The organism is Leucobacter sp., from assembly GCF_053528595.1.
In genome coordinates, this window is record NZ_JAIVPF010000032.1 from 67,887 (window position 1) to 88,288 (window position 20,402).

The window sequence follows — 20,402 nt, forward strand, 5'->3', positions numbered from 1 at the left end:
AGGACGAGGCCGGCGAGGGAGCGCTCTCTCCGCGCGGGAGGACGAGGCCGAGCCGGGCTCCTTCCGTGCAGGATGCTGGTCGAGCTATCGGCGGGCCCTCTCAAGCGGTGCAGGCGAGCGGCGCAGACGGTGCTAAGCTAGATGCCGCACCTCGCAAGGGGTGACTTCGCGTGCCCGCTCATCGGCGCACCGCCACCGGTCTCCGTTCCGCACGGGTCCTCGATCGCCACAGATCGAGGATCGGCGCAGAAGGGAGCGGCGGAATCCGAGGGCACCAGGATCTGGTCGCGACCGCGACCGATGAACAACCGCAAAGGCGTGCCTGCAAAGGTGCGCAGAACAGGAGAACGGCAATGGCCGTCGTCACCATGCGCCAGCTGCTCGACAGCGGCGTCCACTTCGGACACCAGACCCGCCGCTGGAACCCGAAGATGAAGCGCTTCATCTTCACCGAGCGCTCGGGCATCTACATCATCGACCTGCAGCAGTCGCTCGGGTACATCGATGACGCCTACGAGTTCGTGAAGCAGACCGTCGCCCGCGGCGGTAACATCCTCTTCGTCGGCACGAAGAAGCAGGCCCAGGAGGCCATCGCCGAGCAGGCGACCCGCGTCAACCAGCCCTACGTCAACCAGCGCTGGCTCGGCGGCCTGCTCACCAACTTCCAGACCGTCACCGGTCGCCTCGAGCGCATGAAGGAGCTCGAGCAGCTCGACTTCGAGGGCACCACGAGCGGCTTCACCAAGAAGGAGCTGCTGCTCAAGAAGCGCGAGCTCGAGAAGCTGCAGAAGTCGCTCGGCGGCATCCGCCACATGACCAAGACCCCGTCGGCCCTCTGGGTGGTCGACACCAAGAAGGAGCACCTCGCGATCGACGAGGCGAAGAAGCTCGGGATCCCCGTGATCGCGATCCTCGACACCAACTGCGATCCCGACGAGGTCACCTACCCGATCCCGGGCAACGACGACGCGATCCGCTCGGTCGCGCTGCTCACCCGCGTGATCGCCGACGCCGCCGCCGAGGGCCTCATGGAGCGCCACCAGAAGCCCGCCGAGGGCGCTGAGACCGCCGCCGAGCCGCTCGCCGAGTGGGAGGTCGAGCTGCTGAACGCGGACAAGGCCGAGGCTCCGGCCGCCGAGGAGGCCCCCGCTGCGGAGACCGCCGAGGCCCCTGCCGCGGAGGACGCCGAGGCCCCCGCCGCCGAGGAAGCCGCTGCCGCGGAGTAACCTGCGGTTCACCCGCAGACGGTAGCTTCGGCACCGTCACCCGCAAGACACAGACCGAAATCATGGATCCCGTGCGGGCCGCGCAATCCGCGGCCCGCACGGGATGACACAGAAGGAGTCACACATGGCTGCAGTCAGCATGGCCGCCGTGAAGGAACTGCGCGAGCGCCTCGGCGCCGGCATGGTCGACAGCAAGAATGCGCTCGTCGAGGCCGATGGCGACATCGAGAAGGCGATCGAGATCCTGCGTCTCAAGGGCCTGAAGGGCGTCGCCAAGCGCGGCGACCGCGAGGCGAGCGAGGGTCTCGTCGCGGTCAAGCAGAGCGAGGGCGCCGCCACGATGATCGAGCTCGTCTGCGAGACCGACTTCGTCGCGAAGAACGAGAAGTTCATCGCCCTGGCGGAGCGCGTGCTCGAGGCGATCGTCGCCGCGAACGCGAAGACGATCGAGGAGGCCCTCGCGGCCCCCGCCGAGGGCAAGACCGTCGCCGACGTCATCACCGATGAGGCCGCCATCATCGGCGAGCGCATCGAGCTGCGCAAGGTCTCGCGCGTCGATGCTCCCGGCACCGCCGTCTACCTGCACCAGACCTCGAAGGACCTGCCCCCGCAGATCGGCGTGGTCGTGGGCTACGAGGGCGACGACGCCGAGGCTGCGCTGAGCATCGCCCGTCACATCTCGTTCGCCGATCCGCTCTACCTCAGCCGCGAGGACGTCCCCGAGGCCGACGTGGAGAAGGAGCGCGAGATCGTCACCGAGATCTCGAAGAACGAGGGCAAGCCCGAGGCCGCCCTGCCGAAGATCGTCGAGGGTCGCCTCACCGCGTTCTTCAAGCAGGTCGCGCTCAACGAGCAGGTGCACGCCCTCGACGCCGACAAGCGCGAGGTGAAGAAGGTCGCCGAGGCGGCCGGCATCACCGTCACCGGCTTCGCACGCAGCAAGGTCGGCGCCTAAGCGCCGCATCGGGCCCGGATCGTGAATCGATCCGGGCCCTTCTGCTGCCCACTATCATTGCCTCAACCGAGACCAGAGACCGCACACCTCACGAAGGAGACCCCATGACCGAGACCGCCGATCGCAAGCGCCGAGTTCTGCTGAAGCTCTCGGGTGAGGCCTTCGGAGGCGGGACGCTCGGAGTGAACCCCGACGTGGTGAGCCAGATCGCGCGAGAGATCGCGGCGGCGATGGAGCACGCCGAGGTGGCGGTCGTGGTGGGCGGCGGCAACTTCTTCCGCGGCGCCGAGCTCTCCCAGCGCGGCATGGACCGCGCCCGGGCCGACTACATGGGCATGCTCGGCACCGTGATGAACGCGCTCGCGCTGCAGGACTTCCTCGAGCAGGCCGGCGTCGGCAGCCGTGTGCAGTCGGCGATCACGATGACGCAGGTCGCCGAGACCTACATCCCGCTGCGCGCCATCCGGCACCTGGAGAAGGGGCGAGTGGTGATCTTCGGCGCCGGCGCGGGCCTCCCGTACTTCTCCACGGACACCGTCGCGGCGCAGCGCGCGCTCGAGATCCACGCCGACGAGGTGCTCGTGGCGAAGAACGGCGTCGACGGCGTGTACACCGCCGACCCGCACAAGGATCCCGAGGCCACGCTCATCGACCAGATCACCTACGGCGACGCCCTCGTGCGCGGCCTCAAGGTGGTCGACTCGACCGCCTTCAGCCTGTGCATGGACAACGGCATGCCCATGCGCGTGTTCGGCATGGAGCCCGCCGGCAACGTGACGGCCGCGATCCGCGGCGACGGCCTCGGCACGCTGGTGCACAGCTGAGCGTCGCGGCACCCGCGACCGCTAAGCTTGAGATACGAGCGATACCAGTAGGTTTCAGAAGGAGTACACCGTGATCGAAGAGGTCTTCGTCGACGTCAAGGACCGTATGACCAAGGCGGTCGAGGCCGCGAAGGAGGGCTTCGCCACGGTGCGCACGGGACGCGCCAACCCGTCCCTGCTGCAGAACCTCCAGGTCGACTACTACGGCACGCCGACGCCCCTGGCCCAGCTCGCCTCGGTGCAGAACCAGGACGCGCGCAGCCTCATCGTCACCCCCTACGACAAGGGGGCGATGAAGGACATCGAGCAGGCCATCCGCGACATGCCCAACCTCGGAGCCAACCCCAGCAACGACGGCAACGTGATCCGCGTCTCGCTGCCCGAGCTGACGGAGGAGCGCCGCAAGGAGTTCGTCAAGATCGTCAAGGGCCGCGCGGAGGACGCGCGGGTGGCGATCCGCAACGTGCGCCGCAGCGGCAAGGACGATCTCGACGCGCTCAAGAGCGAGATCGGCGAGGACGAGGTGGCGCGCGCCGAGAAGGAGCTCGAGGCCGTCACCAAGCAGTTCATCGACCAGGTCGACGATGCGCTGAAGCGCAAAGAGGCCGAACTGCTGGAGGTCTAACCTCATGTCGGGCCCGGAGAGACGCGACGAGATCCGGAGCGCCATCGAATCGAAGCGCGCGCAGCTCGAAGCCACGAACGCGAAGATCGAGGCTCGGGCCGGCCGCAATCTGTTCTTCGCGGTGCTCTCCGGCCTCGTGTTCGCGGGGGTGTTCCTCGCGAGCCTGCTGCTCGTCAAGCAGGTCTTCGTGCTGCTCGTCGCGATCCTCGTCGCCGTCGCGCTGATCGAACTGGCCGCCGCGTTCCGCGTGGCCGGCCGCAGAGTGCCGCGCGTCGGTGTGGTGCTGGGCGGGCTCGTCGTGGTCGGCGGCGCCTTCTTCTGGGGCGCGGAGGGGATGCTGCTGGGGCTCTTCGCCGGATCGGCGCTGCTCACGGTGTGGCGCCTCGTCGAGGGCCTCGTGCCGGCCTGGGAGACCCCGCGGCGCACCCTCGTGCGCGACGTGTTCTCCGGCCTCTTCACCCTCGTCTACGTGGCGTTCCTCGCCTCCTTCTCCGTGCTGCTCGTCGAGGGGACGCGGGGCGAGTGGTGGGTGTTCGCGCTCGTGCTGATCGTCGTCTCGGTCGACGTGGGCGCCTACGCGGCGGGCATCACCCTCGGCAAGCACAAGATGACGCCGAGGATCAGCCCCAACAAGACCTGGGAGGGCTTCGCGGGCGCCGCGGTCGCCGCGATGAGCGCGGGCGTCGCGGTCGCGCTGCTCGCGCTGCAGCAGCCGTGGTGGGTCGGGATCGTGCTCGGCGTCGTCGTGCTGCTCACCGCCACCGGCGGAGATCTCACCGAATCGCTCATCAAGCGCAACCTGGGAGTGAAGGATATGAGTTCCTGGATTCCCGGTCACGGAGGATTCCTCGACCGGATGGATTCCCTGCTGCCGTCGGCCGTCGGCGTCTACGGCGTCGCGCTCGTGCTGGGGGTGGTGTGATGGCCTCCCAGCCTCGATCGCCGCAGAGGCGGCAGAATGGTGCGGTGCACAATTCCTTTCCGCTCGTGAACGGCTCTCAGCGGGGCTACCAGCCCGAGCAGGTCGACGACTTCCTGGCGCGCGCCCGCGCCGCCTACGAGGGATCCGGAGCCGAACCCGTCGCGATGACGGCCGAGGACGTGCGGCACACGGCCTTCCCGGTGAAGCGGGGCGGCTATGCGCCGCGCTACGTCGACGCCGCCATGGACCGGCTCGAGGAGGTCTTCTTCGAGCGCGAGCGTCGCGCGCGGCTGCGCGCCGAGGGGGAGGAGGCGTGGTGGGCAGAGACCCGGCAGCTGCTCTCCGAGGTGCGCGGCCGCATCCAGCGCACCCGCGGCAAGCGCTTCCGGCGGCGCGGGATCTTCGCCACGGGGTACCGCCGCTCGCAGGTCGACGCGTTCCTGGACCGCATCGCCGAGATGTTCGAGCGACGGGAGCTGGCGCTCCAACCGGCCGAGGTGCGCGACGTCGTCTTCCACTCGGAGTGGCGGGGCTACGACGAGGACCAGGTGGACGCCCTGCTGGACGCGGTGGTCGAGCTGATCCTGGCCACTCGTCAGTGACCCGGATCCCGGGGTTCCGAATTGCCGTTGAGCGGTAAGCCGCTCTGATATAGAATCGTTACATTGTGTCTGCAGTGAATACCAACTCCGTCTCGCGCTGGTCCCGCTTCAGGGCCCCCGTCGCCGCACTCACCGTCGCCGGGTTCCTCGGCGTCGCGGTGGTCGCCCCGTTCGCCATGCCCACCGCGGAGGCCGACGCCGAAACGCTGGCCTTCCAGCAGCGCATCCACCAGGTCTTCACGCCGAACGAGACCGACGAGGCCGACCTGGTCTTCGCGGAGGTGCCCGTCGACATCTCCGCGGAGGAGCGCCAGCGCATCGCCGACGAGGAAGCGGCGGAGAAGGCGGCCAAGGAGGCCGAGGAGGCGGCGCGCGCGCAGCAGGCGTCGACCCCTCTGGCGCCGCCCAAATACTCGGGCGGAGGCTCGCCGGCCGAGTGGATGGCCGCCGCGGGCATCGCCGAGAGCGACTGGGGCTACGTCGACTTCATCGCCTCCAAGGAGAGCGGCTGGAACCCGAACGCCACCAACGCCAGCTCGGGCGCCTGCGGGCTGATCCAGGCCTACCCGTGCAGCAAGGTGCCGGGCAACGGCTACGACCCCGTCGACAACCTCCGCTGGGCCAACGGCTACGCGGTGGGGCGCTACGGCAGCTGGGCGGAAGCCTACGCCTTCTGGAACGCGAACCACTGGTGGTAAGCGGCCCATGGCGCGCCACCGGAGAGTGAACAAGTACCGGCGCGCTGCGGAGAACCCTCCGAGCGACGTCACGCGCCTCGCCTACGGCGGTGCCCGCAAGGAGACCCGGCGCGGCGGCGAGTGGTTCGTGCGCGACATCCCCGCGCATCGCGCCGAGAAGAGCTATCGCTGCCCGGCCTGCGGAACCGACGTGCCGCCCGGTCAGGCGCACGTCGTGGCCTGGAGCGCCGACCACCTCTTCGGCGACGAGGCGGCGGTGCGGGATCGGCGGCACTACCACGCCCACTGCTGGAGGGGCGTCTGAGGCCAGCCTCGAGCGCGTGAGCCGCCTCGCCCCTCAGAAGAGGGTCGGAGGAGCGACGGGCCGATCGAGCGAGACCTCGGGGGAGGGCACGGGCGCCACATCGGCGAGGCCCGGGCCGTGATCGGGCCGCCGGCCCGCCTGGAACGCGGTCGCAACGGCCCGCGCACGCAGATCGGCCGCCTCGTTGAGCACGTGACCGGCGTGGCCCTTGACCCACTCGAAACGCACGTCTCGCCCGACGAGCGCCGCATCGAGCTGCTCGAGCAGCTCGCGGTTGAGCACGGGCTTGCCGTCGGCCTTGCGCCAGCCGCGCCGTTTCCAGCCCGGCATCCACTGGGTCACCGAGTTGATGACGTACTGGCTGTCGCAGAGGATCCGCAGCGGCTCGTCCGCCCTCGGGGCCGTGGCGTGGAGCAGATCGAGCACCGCCATCAGCTCGCCCTGGTTATTGGTCGCGCGCGGCCAGCCGCCGGCGCGCCACTGATGCTCGTCGACCACCCAGGCCCAGCCCGCCGGTCCCGGATTGCCGAGCGCCGACCCGTCGGCAGCAGCGGTGAGGGTCATCGCTGCTGCTCCTCGGCCTCGCGCGACTCCGCGTCCACGGCCTCCGCGACCGGCTGATCCACCAGTCGCCCGGCGACCGTGCTCATCTTCTGCGCGTTGGTGATGACCTCGCCCAGGCTCTCGAAGTAGCGCGCCACGGCGCCCCGCTCGACCTTCAGCTGGGTCATGCGGTCCTCGGCCGCGGCGAGCACCTTCGTCGCGCGCTCCTCGGCCGCGGCGAAGGTGACCTGCGCCCGGCGCTCGGCCTCGAGCACGGTCTCGGCGGCCTGGCGTTCGGCCTCGGCACGCGTGTTGCGCGCGTCCTGCGCGGCCTCGGAGGTGATGCGCTCGTACTCCGCACGTGCGATCTCGAGCTGCGAGCGCAGCTCCTCGAGCTCGGCGCGGGTGGCCTCGATCTCGCGGCGTCCGGCCTCCGCGGCCTCGCGCTGCCGCTCGGCGAGCTCCTGCTCCAGCTGCTCGCGCTGCTGTGCCGAGGAGGTGTTGAACGCGATCGTGTCGGCCTCGATCCTCTGGTACAGCTCGCGCGCGGCGTCCTCGGCGTCGGCGCGCAGCTGCCCGAGATCGGCCTCCTCCGTGGCGCGGTACTCGGCGAGCTCGGCGACGGTATCGGCGCGCAGGAGGTCGGTCTCCTCGGTGACGGCCGTGCGCTTGGCCGCGATCTCGCGCGCGATCGCGGCCTCGTGGGCCTCGCGCTCGCGACGCAGATCCTCCTCGTGCTGGGCGACCGCGGCGGCGATGGAGCGCTCGTGCTCCTCGCGCTCCCGTGCGATGTCGGCCTCCAGCTTGGCCCGCTCGCGCTCGATCTGCAGCTCCAGCGCCTCGCGCTCGAGTCCCAGGGACTCCGCGGCCTCCTCGCGCTGGATGCGCAGGCGCTCCTCCTCGGCGGCGCGCTCGTCCTCGAGCCGCTGCTGATGCTCCCGCAGCTGTGCGGCGATGCGCGCCTCGTGCACCGTCGACTCGTCCGCGATCCGGGCCTCGTGATCGGCGAGGCCACGGGTGATCCGCTGCTCCTGCTCGAGCCGCTCCGCCGCCAGCTCCTCGTCGTGCGCGGTGCGCTCGGCGTCGAGGCGGACGCGGTGGTCCTCCCACTCCGCGATGAGGCGGTCCTGGTGGGACGCGAGCTCTCCGCCGATGCGCGCCTCGTGCCCCTCCCGCTCGCGGTCGATGCGGGTCCGGTGCTCCTCGAGCTCGGCTGCTATGGCCGCCTCGTGCGTCGCGCGCTCCTCGGCGATGCTCCCGGCGTGCGTCTCCCGCTCGGCGGCGATGCGGGCCTCGTGCGCTTCGCGCTCCTGCGCGATGCGGGCCTCGTGCTGCGCGAGTTCCGCGGAGATCCGGGTCTCGTGCTCGGCGAGCTCCCCGGAGATCCGGGCCTCGTGGGCTTCTCGCTCCGTTGCGAGCGCCGTGTCGTGGGCCTCGCGCTCCGTTGCGAGCGTCGCCTCGTGGGCCTCGCGCTCCGCTGCGAGCGCCGTGTCGTGGGCCTCGCGCTCCCCGGCGAGCACCGATTCGTGCTCCTCGCGCTCGGCTCGGAGAGCCGTCTCGTGGGTCTCGCGCTCCTCGGCGATGCGGGTCTCGTGGGCTTCGCGCTCCTCGCCGATGCCGCGCTCGTGGGTCTCCCGCTCCCGCGCCAGCCGGGAGACGTGGGCCTCGAGCTCCGCCGAGAGACGGTTCTCCTGCGCCTCCTGCTCGTCCCTGAGTCGCGCCTGGTGCGAGACGATCTCGGCGCGGAGCGCCTCGTCGTGGGCCCGGCGCTCCTCGGAGATGTCGTACTCGTGGCTCTCGCGCTCCTCGGCGATGCGGGCGTCGTGCGCCTCCCGCTCCTCGCGCAGCTGCTGCTCCTGGCGCTCGCGCGAGGCGGTCAGCTCGGTCGTCACGCGTTCGCGCAGCTCGTCGAGCTCCTGCGCCGCCTGGGCGTTCGCGCGCTCCCGCTCGCGCGCCCCCTGCTCGGCGAGCGTGCTCAGCTCGGCCTGCTGCGCGGTGAGGGCACGCGCGATCGCGGCCTCGTGCTCCTCGCGCTCCTGCGCGATGCGTTCGGCGTGGGTGCGCTGCTCGACCGCGAGCCGGCGGTCGTGCTGCTCCCGCTCGCTCGCGAGGGCCGCGTCGTGCTCCTCGCGCTCCTGCGCGATCCGGCCCCGCAGCGTCTCCATCTCGGTGGTGAGCTCGCGCCGCCGCGCCTCGATGCCGGCCTCCAGTTCGCGGTTGCGCTCGGTGTAGCGCTCCTCGAGCTCGGCCTCCTCGCGCTGGCGCTTCGCCTCGAACTCGGTGCGCGCCCGCTCTCCCTCGCGCACCAGCCGCACGCGCTCGAGCTCCGCCTCGCGCTCGCTCTCGGCCTGCTGCCTCGCGAAGGCCTCCGCATGCAGCTCGGTCTCGGCCCGCAGCTCGTTGGCGAGCGAGCGCGCCTCGGCGAGCACCCGCTCGGCCTCGGATCGGGCCTCGGCGAGCTCGGCCTCGGCATCGCGGTGCGCCGTCTCGCGCTCCGCGGTCGCCTCGCGCTCGGCGGAGCTGCGCTCCAGGGCCGCCGAGCGCCGCGCCTCGTCGATCAGCCGCTCGCGCTCGGCGTTCGCCGCGGCGGTCTGCTCGGCGAGATCGTTGCGGGCGCCGGAGACGATGACCTCGGCCTGCTCGGTCGCTGCGCAGAGCAGCTCGTCGGCCCGGGCCTGGGCCTGGGTGAGCACTCGCTTCGCCTCCTCCTCGGAGGAACGGCGCAGCTTCTCGGCGTCGAGATCGGCCTGGGCCATGAGGCGCTGGGCGTGATCCTCGGCGATCTGGAGGCTCTTCTCGACGCGCAGCCCGAGCCCGGAGTAGCCGCTCGCCCCCAGCTCGGCCACCTGCTCCTGCAGCTCCCCGATCAGCTGGCGCTGCTCCTGGCTCACCTGCGTGGCCTGCTGATGCGCCGACTGGAGGGATTGCAGATGCGACTGGAGGGTGGAGATGTGTCCCGTGAGAGCGGCGACGCGCTCGTCGACCTCGTCGCGGTTGTATCCGCGGAAGGCAGGAGAGAACGGCTGAGCGGATTCGGACACTGTGCCTCCGGAATCTGGACGAGGTCACCACGGCCGCGCAGTGCTCGTCACGCGCGGTCGAAGAAAGGTGAGCACCACGATACCGCACTTCGTCCGGCCCGGAGGGGGAGGTGTCATCGATGACGACCCCGTGCGGATGGCTCGCGGACGGCGCGAATCGCGCCGCTCTCCATGTCGCATCAGGAAAGCTCCGGTACCGTTGAAGCTGCTCTCATACTTTTCCCGACATCGAAGGAGCCCCCGTGCGATACGTGCTCGCGATTGCGGCGCTGGTGCTCTCCGGAGTGCTGCTGCTGCTCGGCATCGGCCAACGCACCTTCCTCGCCGGCCCATCGGAGATCAGCTTCCCGGTCGACACGAAGTCGGAGGCCGGATACGCCGTGGTCGACGGCGCCGAGTTCGGCAAGGTGCCCGGGCAGGCGAACGTGGTGGTGAAGGGCGAGCGCGCCTTCGTCGCGACCGGTGCGACGCGCGACGTGCGCGGCTGGGTCGAGCCGTTCCTGCACGCCGACCTCTCGGTCGACACCAAGAACCACCGCCTGCTGAGCGCGCTCGTCGCCCCGGCGGTGGTCGATGCGCCCGCGAACGGGGACGAAGCCGAGGAGCCGGAGCCGCTGGATCCGCGCGGCAGCGACCTGTGGCTGGAGGAGCGCGCGATCGACGACGCCGGCAGCGGGGCCGACACGGGCACGCTGCGCGTACCGGTCTCGCTGGCCGCCGATCAGTCGGTGATCATCGCCTCTGACGGAGGGAACCCGGTGCCCAAGGACGTCTCATTGATCTGGGTGCAGAACCCCAACACCCCGTGGGCCGGCCCGTTGCTCGCCGCGGGCGGTGTACTCGCCCTCGTCGGCGGCGTCCTGTACCTGCTCGCGATCGATCACGACCGGCGGGGCCTCGGGCCGCGTCGCGGTCGTCGCGGCCCCCTCCTGGGCATTCGCAACATGTTCGGCCGCGGCGGAGCGCGCCGGCGCGGGGACGACGCCGCGAGCACCTCGTCCGGCGGCACCGCGTCGATGCACGCGACCCGTCCCGCGTCGCGCCGCGCCCGAGCGGCGGCGCTGCCGGCGCTCGGCCTCGCCGTCGCGCTGGGACTCAGCGGCTGCTCGGCGAGCTACTGGCCGCAGTTCGGCGCCGAGCCCGTCGAGGAGAACGGCCAGGAGCAGTCGAGCTCGATCGCGCCGGTGCCGGTGAAGGACGAGCAGCTGCACCGGATCGTGGAGCGCATCGCCGCGGTCGCCACGGAGGCCGACGACGAGCTCGACGCCGAGATGCTCGCCGAGCGCTTCTCCGGAGACGCACTCGCGCAGCGCACGGCCAACTACACCATTCGGGCCGCCATGCCCGACTACGGGGTGGTGCCTCCCCGCCTCACCGACGAGGAGCTCGACTACGAGCTCGTGCAGAGCACGGAATCCTGGCCGCGCACGCTGTTCGTGACGGTCGCGTCGACACCGGGTCAGGTGGACACGGCGGGGGATCCGGAACCCACCGAGGGCGAGGACACGGGAGAGGAAGAGGCCACCACCGCCTCGCCGTCGCTCGCGCTCATCCTGACCCAGGAGACGCCCCAGGAGAACTACCTGGTGTCGCGGGTCATCGCGCTGCGCGGCGGCATCTCGATGCCCCCGGCGGCTCCCGCCGAAGAGGGAACGGCGCTGCTCTCGAACGACCTCGAGTCGCTCGTGCTGCCGCCGGGCGAGGTCGGTGCGGGCTTCGCGGCGGCGCTGCAGGACGGCCCCGACGCGCCGGAGGCCGAGCCGTTCGAGCTCTCGGGCGAGTCGCTGCTGGAGAACTACGGCAAGGCCCGCGCCGAGAAGTCGCAGCAGCAGTCCGACGACGACGGCCAGGATCTCAAGTTCTCGGTCGCCGCGCGCCAGGGCGACGAGCGCCCGGTGGCGCTCTCGACCGGCGTCGGCGGCGCCCTCGTCGCGACGACCGTGATCGAGGAGCAGATCGTGGAGGGCGGCCGCTACAAGCCGCAGGCGCAGGACGCGGTGACGGCGCTCTCCGGACTCGAGGGAGAGCAGGACCGACTGGTGCAGGAGGTCGCGCACCAGCTGCTGTTCTTCGTGCCCAGCAAGACCGACGGATCGAAGATCCAGCTGCTCGGCGTGACGAGCGAGCTGGTGGGAGTGAGGAATTGAGCATGAGTCAGCAGATCCCCGAGCGGATCCCGGGCGGGGGCGTCGACCTGAGCCACCTCGCCGCGCGCGGGCCGGCATCCCAGGCCGCCCCGGCGGGCGCTCCGGGCGGCATCGACGATCGCCCCGCCGCCGGACAGACCGTCGACGTGCCCGATCTCGTCCTCGACGCGACCGACGCGACCTTCGAGCAGATCGCGCAGCTCTCGGCCGTCGTCCCCGTGGTCTTCGACCTGTGGGCGGAGTGGTGCCAGCCCTGCAAGACGCTGAGCCCCGCGATCGAGAAGGTGACGCGCGAGTTCGCCGGACGGGTGCTGCTGGCCAAGGTCGACGTCGACGCGAATCCGGGGTTGGCGCAGGCGTTCCAGGCGCAGTCGATCCCCACGGTCGTCGCTCTCGTGGGCGGCCGGCCCGTGCCGCTGTTCCAGGGTGCGGTGCCCGAGGCCCAGGTGCGCGAGGTCTTCACCCAGCTCGTGCAGCTCGCCGAGCAGCAGGGCGTCGTCGGCCGCGTCAACGCGCCCGACGCCGGCGAGGATCCCGAGGAGCCCGCCGAGCCGCAGATCCCGCCCGCGCATCTCGCGGCGATCGAGGCCGCGGAGCGCGGCGACTACGCCGAGGCGGTCTCCGAGTGGGAGGCCGTGCTCGCGAAGGCGCCCGCCGATGCGGAGGCCCGGGCTGCGCTCGTGCAGGTGCGCCTGCTGCAGCGCCTCGAGGGGCTCGCCGCCGACGAGATCCGCGGCGCGGCCGCCGCCGATCCGGGCGATGTCGAGGCCCAGCTGCGCGTCGCCGACCTCGACGTGGCCGGCGGGCACGTCGAGGACGCGTTCCTGCGGCTGCTCGACCTCTTCGCGGCGAGCGAGGCCGAGGTCCGCACCGCGGTGCGCGAGCGGCTGCTCGAGCTGTTCGAGGTGGTCGGGGTCGCGGATCCGCGTGTGATCGCGGCTCGCGGCCGCCTCGCGAACCTGCTCTACTGAGGGATCCGATGGAGTCGAGCGGCGGCGCGCGCGCCTACCTCGATCACGCGGCCACATCGCCGATGCCCGAGGCGGTGCTCGACGCCTACACCGGTGCGCTCCGCGTCGTGGGGAACCCGGCGTCGACGCACGGCCACGGCCAGCGGGCGAGCGAGCTGCTGGAGGCGGCGCGCGACCGCATCGCCCGCGCCCTCGGCTGCGATCACGCGGAGCTGATCCTCACCGGAGGCGGCACGGAGTCCATCAATCTCGCCCTCAAGGGCATCTACTGGGCCCGGCGGGGGGAGACGACCGGCGGCGACGATCCATCCGCAGCGCGGAACGTGATCCTCGTCGCCGAGGGGGAGCACCACGCCACGATCGAGGCCGCCGAGTGGCTGCGCGATGCGCAGGGCGCGCGCCTGCGCCGGCTGCGCATCGACGGCGAGGGGCGGCTGCGCCCCGAGGTCCTCGCCGCGGCGATCGCCGAGGAGGGGGCGGAGCGCATCGCGCTGATCTCCTTCCTCTGGGCCAACAACGAGGTGGGCACCGTGCAGCCGGTGGCCGAGCTCTGCCGTATCGCGCACGCCGCGGGCGTTCCCGTGCACATCGACGCGGTCTCCGCGCTGGGGCAGGTGCCCGTGAGTCTCGCGGGCTCCGGCGCCGCCGCGATCTCGGTGTCGGCGCACAAGATCGGCGGGCCCGTCGGCGTCGGGGCGCTGGCGCTCGGCCGGCGCACGCCCGCCGACCCGCTGCTGCACGGCGGGACGCAGCAGCGCGCGCGATCCGGCACCCAGGACGTTGCGGGTGCGGTGGCGTTCGCGGCCGCGCTGGATCTGGTGCTGGACGCCGACGGGCGGCCGCGCCCGGAGCCGGTGGCGCGCCTCGAGGCGCTGCGGGACCGGCTGGTCGCGGGGGTGCGCGCCGCCGACCCGACCGCGGTGCTGCGCGGCGCGGATCCCGCGACCCCCGGCGCCCGGCTGCCGGGCAACGCGCACTTCACCTTCCCCGGCTGCCAGGGCGACTCGCTCGTGTTCATGCTCGACGCCGCGGGCGTCTCGGCCTCGGTCGGCTCGGCGTGCCAGGCCGGCGTCGCCGAGATCTCGCACGTGCTGCTGGCGATGGGCCTGCCGGAGCAGTCGGCCGCCGGGGCGCTGCGCTTCACCCTCGGACCGGACACCCGCGAGGCGGAGATCGACGCCCTGCTCGCGGCGCTGCCGCTCGCGCTGGAGCGCGCCCGTGCTGCGGGGCTCGCGTAAAATGTCCCGGGTGAAGGTTCTGGCGGCGATGAGCGGGGGAGTCGACTCCGCCGTGGCGGCCGCGCGCGCCGTCGAGGCGGGACACGAGGTCGTCGGCGTGCACCTCGCGCTGAGCCGCATGCCGGGCACCCTGCGCACCGGATCCCGCGGCTGCTGCACGATCGAGGACGCGATGGACGCCCGTCGCGCCGCGAACCTGCTCGGCATCCCGTTCTACGTGTGGGACCTCAGCGAGCGCTTCAAGGAGGACGTGGTCGACGACTTCATCGCCGAGTACGCCGCGGGCCGCACCCCGAACCCGTGCATGCGCTGCAACGAGAAGATCAAGTTCGCGGCGCTGCTCGACAAGGCGATCGCGCTCGGCTTCGACGCGGTGGCGACGGGGCACTACGCCGCGCTCGTCGACGGGCCGCGGGGGCGCGAGCTGCACCGGGCGAGCGCGTGGGCGAAGGACCAGTCCTACGTGCTGGGCGTGCTCACCGAGCGCCAGCTCGCCCACTGCTACTTCCCGCTCGGCGACACGCCGTCGAAGGAGATGATCCGCGCCGAGGCCGCGGAGCGCGGCCTGCAGGTCGCGCAGAAGCCCGACAGCCACGACATCTGCTTCATCCCCGACGGCGACACGCGGGGCTGGCTCTCGGAGCACGTGCGCCGCGAGCCGGGGGAGATCCTCGACGAGAGCGGCGAGGTGGTGGGCCGCCACGACGGGGCCCACGGCTACACGGTGGGCCAGCGCCGCGGCCTGCAGCTCGGCCGGCCGGCGCCCGACGGCAAGCCGCGCTACGTGCTCTCGATCCGGCCCGTCTCGAACCAGGTGGTGGTGGGCCCGCGCGAAAGCCTCGCGATCTCGCGGATCGCCGGCGGTCGCTTCAGCTGGGCCGGGGAACCGGGATTCGATGTGAGCGAGGCGTTCGACTGCGAGGTGCAGATCCGCGCCCACGCCGATCCGGTGGCCGCGCAGGCGCGTCTCGCGCCGATCCTCGACGAGGAGCGCGGTGAGCAGCACCGTGCGGGAGCCACCCACGAGATCGTGGTGGACATCGACGCCGACCGTGCGGAGCCCCTCACGGGCGTGGCGCCGGGCCAGACGGCCGTGCTCTACGTCGGCAGCCGGGTGCTCGGCCAGTTCACGATCGACCGCGCGCTGGCCGCGCAGCCCGTCTCCTGACCTCCGGAACCTAGACTGGAGGGGTGAACACGAATCCGGAGATCCCGACCGATTTCGAGGCCGCGCGCGCGGAGGCGGAGCAGCTGACCGCCGAGATCGAGCGCCTGCGCACCGCCTACTACTCCGAGGCGGTGAGCCTCGTCTCCGACGCCGAGTACGACGAGATGTTCCACCGGCTCGAGGCGATCGAGCGCGCGTTCCCGGAGCTGGCGGGACAGGACAGCCCCACCCGCGAGGTGGGCGCCGCCGTGGTGTCGGCCGGATTCCCCGAGCACGAGCACGCCGAGCGCATGCTGAGCCTCGACAACGTGTTCTCGCTCGAGGAGTTCCGCGAGTGGGCCGAGAAGACCCGCGCGGCCGCCGGGCGCGAGGTGCGCTGGCTCACGGAGCTCAAGATCGACGGGCTCGCGATCAGCCTCGCATACCGGGACGGCGTGCTCGAGACCGCGACGACCCGCGGCGACGGCCGGGTGGGTGAGGACATCACCGAGAACGTCGACCTGATCCCCGTGATCCCGCGCGAGCTGCGGGGCGAGGGTATTCCCGCGTTCTTCGAGGCGCGCGGCGAGGTGTTCCTGAGCCGTGAGGACTTCGAGGCGCTCAATGTGCGCCAGCATCAGCTGCAGGACGAATTCGTGGCGGAGCAGCTCGCGAAGGGGAGGACCGAGGACCAGATCCCGGTGCGCTACCCGGAGTTCGCGAACGCCCGCAACACCGCGGCGGGAAGCCTGCGGCAGCGGGCCGAGAAGAAGACCCCCGCCGAGCTCGAGCTCATGCGCGACCGGCTCTCGCGGCTCTCGCTCTACGTGCACGGCATCGGCGCATGGTCGCACCCGGCCTTCGAGGACCAGAGCGACGTCTACCGCCTGCTCGGCGAGTGGGGCCTGCCGGTATCCCCGCACTCGCGAGTCTTCGGCAGCATCGACGAGGTGGTCGACTTCATCGAGGATCGCGGCGAGCACCGGCACGACGTCGAGCACGAGATCGACGGGATCGTGGTGAAGGTCGACGAGCTCGCCCTGCACGCCGAGCTGGGGGAGACGAGCCGGGCCCCCCGGTGGGCCATCGCCTACAAGTACCCGCCGGAGGAGGTGCACACGAAGCTGCTCGACATCCGCATCGGGGTGGGCCGCACCGGCCGGGCGACGCCGTACGCGGTGATGGAGCCGGTGAAGGTCGCGGGATCCACCGTGCGGCAGGCCACGCTGCACAACCAGCAGGTGGTCAAGGCCAAGGGCGTGCTCATCGGCGACACGGTCGTGCTGCGGAAGGCCGGGGACGTGATCCCCGAGGTGCTGGGCGCGGTGGTCGAGGTGCGCGACGGCAGCGAGGTCGAGTGGCAGATGCCCGAGCACTGCCCCGAGTGCGGTGCGACGCTGCGCCCGATGAAGGAGGGCGACATCGACCTGCGCTGCCCCAACGCGCGGGCGTGCCCCGCGCAGGTGCGGGGCCGGGTCGAGCACATCGGGTCGCGCGGTGCGCTCGACATCGAGGTGCTCGGCGAGATCACGGCGGCAGCGCTGACGCAGCCCGAGGTGCCGGAGACGCCGCCGCTCGAGACCGAGGCCGGGCTGTTCGATCTGACGCTGGAGCAGCTGGTGCCGATCACGGTCGTGGTGCGCGACAGCGAGACCGGCGAGCCGCTGATCGACGAGGACACGGGAGAGCCGCGACGCCGCTCGCCGTTCCAGCGGGTGACGCTCGACTATCCGCCCGAGGCGGACGGGCTGGACGCCGCCGAGCGGCGCAAGGCCGGCTACCGCAAGAATCATCGGGTGGTCCAGCCTTCCAAGGACGCCGACACCTTCCTCGCGGAGCTCGAGAAGGCCAAGACGAAGCCGCTCTGGCGCCTGCTGGTCTCCCTCAACATCCGCCACGTCGGGCCGGTGGCCGCGCGTGCGCTCGCCGACTGGTTCGGCTCGCTCGACGCGATCCGCGTCGCCTCCGTCGAGGAGCTGTCGGAGGTGGAGGGCGTCGGCGGGATCATCGCCGAGTCGCTCAAGGAGTGGTTCGAGGTGGACTGGCACCTCGAGATCGTGGACCGCTGGGCCGCGGCCGGCGTGCAGTGGGCCACGCCGGGTCATCCCGGCCCCGGGGCGGCGCAGGCAGAGGGGGGCGTGCTCGCAGGCCTCACCGTGGTCGCCACCGGTTCCCTCGAGGGCTTCACCCGGGACGGGGCGAAGGAGGCGATCATCCGGGCCGGCGGCAAGGCGGCGTCCAGCGTCTCGAAGAAGACCGACTACGTGGCGGCGGGACCGGGCGCCGGATCGAAACTCGCCAAGGCCGAGGAGCTCGGGATCCCCGTGCTCGACGCGGATCAGTTCGCCGTGCTCGTCACGGAGGGCCCCGCGGCGCTCGGCCTCGGGGAGGCCGCCGCCGAGTAGGCGTCGATGATCTCGTGCAGGCGGGTGCGGCCGAACGTCGCTCCGTGCCCCGGGAGCACGCGCTCGACCGGGATCCCGCGGAGCCGCCGCAGGCTTCGCTCGTAGGCGGGCGGGTCCGACTCGGGGAGCGAGTCGAGGAGCACGTCGTCGTAGACGACGTCGCCCGAGTAGAGCTCTCCGCGATCCCGGTCGTAGAGCGCCAGGCTCCCCGGGGTGTGCCCGGGGAGGTGGAGCACCTCGAGCACGGTGCCACCGAGGTCGATGCGCTCCCCGTCCCGGAGGCGGCGCGTGAGCGGCGCGGCGCGCTGCCGGTACGCACGGGGATCGTAGCCGGGGCGGGGAATGCCCGAGAGCAGCCAATCGCCCGCGCCGTCGATGCCGTCCTTCGGGAGCCCCAGGTCGCCGCGGTGCTCGGCGGTCAGCAGGCTGAGACGGCGCTCCGTGCGAGGGTCGTCCGCGCCGTGGCCCCAGCGCTCGGCGAACTCGTGGGCCGCGCCGGCGTGATCGAGGTGTCCGTGGCTGAGGACGACCGGGCAGTCTCCGCCCGCGAGCCGTCGCACGAGCGGCAGCAGCGGGACGATCCCGAGGCCGCAATCCACGAGGATCGCCCGCTCCTCGCCCCGGACGAGCCACAGATTGGCCTGGAGGAACTCGTCGACGAAGCGCTCGGTGATGCGGATCAGGCCCGGTCGCTCCTCCTCGGTGCGATACCAGGAGGCGATGCCGGTGACGGGCGGGAGCGGGGGAGTCGCCGATGCCTCGGTCATGAGACGTCCTTTCCGGGGGCGGCGGTGCGGTGCGCGCCGATGGCTAGAGTGGGTGCATGGAATCCCGATCGCCGCGCCGCCGCCTGAGCGTCGATGAACGACGGGCCGAGATCCTGCAGTGCGCCGTGGACCTCGCGCGGGAGACCGGGCTCGCCGGGCTCACGATCCGCGACATCCGGGCGCGTGCGGGGGTGTCCGCCGGGCTGGCCGGCCACTACTTCTCCTCGCTGGACGGGGTCCGCATCGCGGTGTTCGAAGAGCTCTTCGGATCCGTCGTGCCGGACGCTTCGGCGTCCCCCCGAGCCCGGCTCGCCGCCGTCATCGGCGACTTCGCGGCGACCGACGCGGACGCCGTCGCGAACGCGCGCGCGTGGGTGGACGCCCTGCTGCTCGGGAGGGGCAGCGAGCCGATGCGCCGGGCCGTCGCCGCGCGCATGCAGACCGATCGCGAGGAGGTCGCCGGGGTGATCCGCGACGGCTGCGCGGCGGGGGAGTTCCGCAGCGACGATCCCGAGCGGAGCGCGCAGCGCATCCTCGTCGCCCTCGACGGGTATCTCATGCAGTTCCTCATCCAGCAGGACGCCGGGACCCGCGGCGCGCTGCGCCGGGTGGTGTGGGACATCGCCGAGCGCGAGCTGGGCCTGGGCGAGGGCGAGCTGCGCGGATTCGTCGAACCGGTCGGAGCCGACGGCGCGCACGGCTAGAGTCCCAGCGCGCTCGCGAAGGCGGCAGAGAACTCGCGATCCTCCGTGCTGGTGAGCGGCCGGAACTCGTGGAGGCGCGCGGCCATCTCGTCGCTCGGGAAGATCAGCGGGTCTTCGACGAGGTCGGGATCGATGCGCTCCATCGCCTCCCGCGCTCCGGCGACCGGCGTGACGTAGCGCAGCTGCGCGGCGACCCGGGCGGCGATCTCGGGCCGGTAGTAGAAGTCGATCAGCGCCTCGACGTCGGCGCGCCGTTCGCTGCCGGTGGGGACGACGAAGCTGTCGGTGAAGTACGAGGCGCCGGCCTCGGGGACCACGAATCTCCAGACCTCTTCGCCCGCCTCCGCGTTCAGCATCGCGATATCGCCGGACCAGCACATCCCGGCGAGGAGATCCCCGGTCTGCAGATCCTGCGTGTAGGAGTTGCCCTTGACCTGCGCGATCTGGCCGGAGGCGAGGTGCTTCTCGAGGAAGCCGATCGCGTCCTCGAAGGCGTCCCGGCCCCAGTCGGAGCCGATGTCCACGCCCTGATCGAGCATGATCAGCCCCGTGGTGTTCGACATCACCGAGAGCACGCCCACGCGGCCCGCCAGATCCGCACGGGTCAGATCCGCGACGGAGGCGATGCCGCGGGGGTAGAGCCGGGTGTTGTAGCAGAGGCCGGTCATGCCGGTCTGCCAGGGGATCGAGTGCTCGAGTCCCGGATCGTACGACGACTCGCGCAGATGCGGCAGCAGCTGCGCGAGATTCGGGATCCGGTCGTGGTCGAAGGCCTGCAGCACCCCCGCGTCGAGGAGGCGGAGCAGGAGGGTGTCGCCGATGCAGAAGGTGTCGTAGCCGGTGTCGTGCCCCAGCTGCAGCTGGTCCTTGATCTTCCCGTAGAACGTGTCGGTGCTGTCGATGTCCTCGAGGTACTGGACATCGGTCCCCGTCGCGTCGGTGAACTCCTCGAGACTCGGGTAGCGGCCGGTCTCCTCGTCGTAGTCGAGATAGTAGGTCCAGTTGCCCCAGTTGAGGGTCGAACGGCTCCCCGCCCCGCACCCGGCGGTGCCGAGCAGCGTCGCCGCGGCGGCGAGGCCGAGGCCGCCGCGGATGAGCGTGCGGCGCGAGAGGCCGCCGAGTGGATTCGAGCTGCGCATGGGGTCCTCCGGTTCTGGGGTGACGGCACTGTCGGACGGGTGATCCGGCGCGGTGCGGTTGGCCCGTTCCTGCATATTGAATCAGATTCAATAAAAGCGCGCAAGGGAGGGCGCGACGTCGACGGCCGCGGAGATCCGTCCGCC

At 71.8% G+C, this 20,402-nt stretch carries 18 protein-coding genes; 14 read left to right on the forward strand and 4 right to left on the reverse strand.

All coding sequences use genetic code 11. The features are described from left to right. Positions 1-353 precede the first annotated feature (353 nt). From rpsB to ACWKZU_RS06630, 8 genes are all read left to right on the forward strand, one after another. Positions 354-1,226 (forward strand): 30S ribosomal protein S2, encoded by an 873-nt coding sequence (gene rpsB, locus ACWKZU_RS06595; RefSeq protein WP_449281605.1) that lies wholly within the window; start codon positions 354-356, stop codon positions 1,224-1,226. A 124-nt stretch (positions 1,227-1,350) separates the two neighbouring features. After that, positions 1,351-2,181: a translation elongation factor Ts gene (gene tsf, locus ACWKZU_RS06600; protein WP_449281606.1), complete on the forward strand. Its 831-nt coding sequence runs from the start codon at positions 1,351-1,353 to the stop codon at positions 2,179-2,181. A 104-nt stretch (positions 2,182-2,285) separates the two neighbouring features. Beyond that, complete coding sequence (pyrH, locus tag ACWKZU_RS06605) at positions 2,286-3,005, forward strand: UMP kinase (protein ID WP_449281607.1); 720 nt, start codon at positions 2,286-2,288, stop codon at positions 3,003-3,005. A 70-nt stretch (positions 3,006-3,075) separates the two neighbouring features. Next, positions 3,076-3,630: a ribosome recycling factor gene (gene frr, locus ACWKZU_RS06610; RefSeq protein WP_449281608.1), complete on the forward strand. Its 555-nt coding sequence runs from the start codon at positions 3,076-3,078 to the stop codon at positions 3,628-3,630. Positions 3,631-3,634: 4 nt separating this feature from the next. After that, positions 3,635-4,552, forward strand: a complete 918-nt coding sequence (locus ACWKZU_RS06615; protein ID WP_449281609.1) for a phosphatidate cytidylyltransferase — start codon at positions 3,635-3,637, stop codon at positions 4,550-4,552. Positions 4,553-4,596: 44 nt separating this feature from the next. After that, the gene (locus tag ACWKZU_RS06620; RefSeq protein WP_449281610.1) at positions 4,597-5,154 is read left to right on the forward strand and encodes a DivIVA domain-containing protein; all 558 of its coding nucleotides are present in this window, start codon (positions 4,597-4,599) and stop codon (positions 5,152-5,154) included. 65 nt (positions 5,155-5,219) lie between these two features. Continuing rightward, positions 5,220-5,852, forward strand: a complete 633-nt coding sequence (locus ACWKZU_RS06625) for an aggregation-promoting factor C-terminal-like domain-containing protein (RefSeq protein ID WP_449281611.1) — start codon at positions 5,220-5,222, stop codon at positions 5,850-5,852. A 7-nt stretch (positions 5,853-5,859) separates the two neighbouring features. Then, positions 5,860-6,156 carry an ATP/GTP-binding protein gene (locus tag ACWKZU_RS06630; protein WP_449281612.1) on the forward strand — a complete coding sequence of 99 codons (297 nt, stop codon included), beginning with the start codon at positions 5,860-5,862 and terminating at the stop codon, positions 6,154-6,156. A gap of 33 nt (positions 6,157-6,189) precedes the next feature. On the opposite strand, the gene ACWKZU_RS06635 is transcribed toward ACWKZU_RS06630, so the two are convergent. After that, positions 6,190-6,720: a ribonuclease H family protein gene (locus ACWKZU_RS06635; protein ID WP_449281613.1), complete on the reverse strand. Its 531-nt coding sequence runs from the start codon at positions 6,718-6,720 to the stop codon at positions 6,190-6,192. Beyond that, positions 6,717-9,740: a hypothetical protein gene (locus tag ACWKZU_RS06640; protein ID WP_449281614.1), complete on the reverse strand. Its 3,024-nt coding sequence runs from the start codon at positions 9,738-9,740 to the stop codon at positions 6,717-6,719. The genes ACWKZU_RS06635 and ACWKZU_RS06640 overlap by 4 nt, the downstream gene beginning before the upstream one ends. Before the next feature lie 242 nt (positions 9,741-9,982). On the opposite strand from ACWKZU_RS06640, the gene ACWKZU_RS06645 reads away from it, so the two are divergent. From ACWKZU_RS06645 to ligA, 5 genes are read left to right on the forward strand one after another with little or no spacing between them, the layout of a single operon-like run. Next, positions 9,983-11,887, forward strand: a complete 1,905-nt coding sequence (locus tag ACWKZU_RS06645; RefSeq protein ID WP_449281615.1) for a glycosyltransferase — start codon at positions 9,983-9,985, stop codon at positions 11,885-11,887. A gap of 2 nt (positions 11,888-11,889) precedes the next feature. Continuing rightward, a complete protein-coding gene (locus ACWKZU_RS06650; protein WP_449281616.1) occupies positions 11,890-12,858 on the forward strand; it encodes a tetratricopeptide repeat protein in 969 nt (322 codons plus the stop codon). 8 nt (positions 12,859-12,866) lie between these two features. Further along, the gene (locus tag ACWKZU_RS06655; protein WP_449281617.1) at positions 12,867-14,096 is read left to right on the forward strand and encodes a cysteine desulfurase family protein; all 1,230 of its coding nucleotides are present in this window, start codon (positions 12,867-12,869) and stop codon (positions 14,094-14,096) included. A gap of 28 nt (positions 14,097-14,124) precedes the next feature. Beyond that, on the forward strand, positions 14,125-15,264 hold the full coding sequence (gene mnmA / locus ACWKZU_RS06660; RefSeq protein ID WP_449281650.1) for a tRNA 2-thiouridine(34) synthase MnmA: 1,140 nt from the start codon (positions 14,125-14,127) through the stop codon (positions 15,262-15,264). Between the two features lie 23 nt (positions 15,265-15,287). Then, the gene (ligA, locus tag ACWKZU_RS06665; protein ID WP_449281618.1) at positions 15,288-17,648 is read left to right on the forward strand and encodes an NAD-dependent DNA ligase LigA; all 2,361 of its coding nucleotides are present in this window, start codon (positions 15,288-15,290) and stop codon (positions 17,646-17,648) included. Here the strand turns inward: ligA and ACWKZU_RS06670 are convergent. After that, complete coding sequence (locus tag ACWKZU_RS06670; protein ID WP_449281619.1) at positions 17,582-18,415, reverse strand: MBL fold metallo-hydrolase; 834 nt, start codon at positions 18,413-18,415, stop codon at positions 17,582-17,584. The two genes, ligA and ACWKZU_RS06670, sit on opposite strands and share 67 nt — an antisense overlap. Positions 18,416-18,471: 56 nt before the next feature. Here ACWKZU_RS06670 and ACWKZU_RS06675 point away from each other — a divergent pair, with 56 nt between their 5' ends. Continuing rightward, on the forward strand, positions 18,472-19,119 hold the full coding sequence (locus tag ACWKZU_RS06675) for a TetR family transcriptional regulator C-terminal domain-containing protein (protein ID WP_449281620.1): 648 nt from the start codon (positions 18,472-18,474) through the stop codon (positions 19,117-19,119). Here ACWKZU_RS06675 and ACWKZU_RS06680 read toward each other — a convergent pair. After that, positions 19,116-20,258 (reverse strand): ABC transporter substrate-binding protein, encoded by a 1,143-nt coding sequence (locus ACWKZU_RS06680; RefSeq protein WP_449281621.1) that lies wholly within the window; start codon positions 20,256-20,258, stop codon positions 19,116-19,118. The two genes, ACWKZU_RS06675 and ACWKZU_RS06680, sit on opposite strands and share 4 nt — an antisense overlap. Positions 20,259-20,402 lie beyond the last annotated feature (144 nt).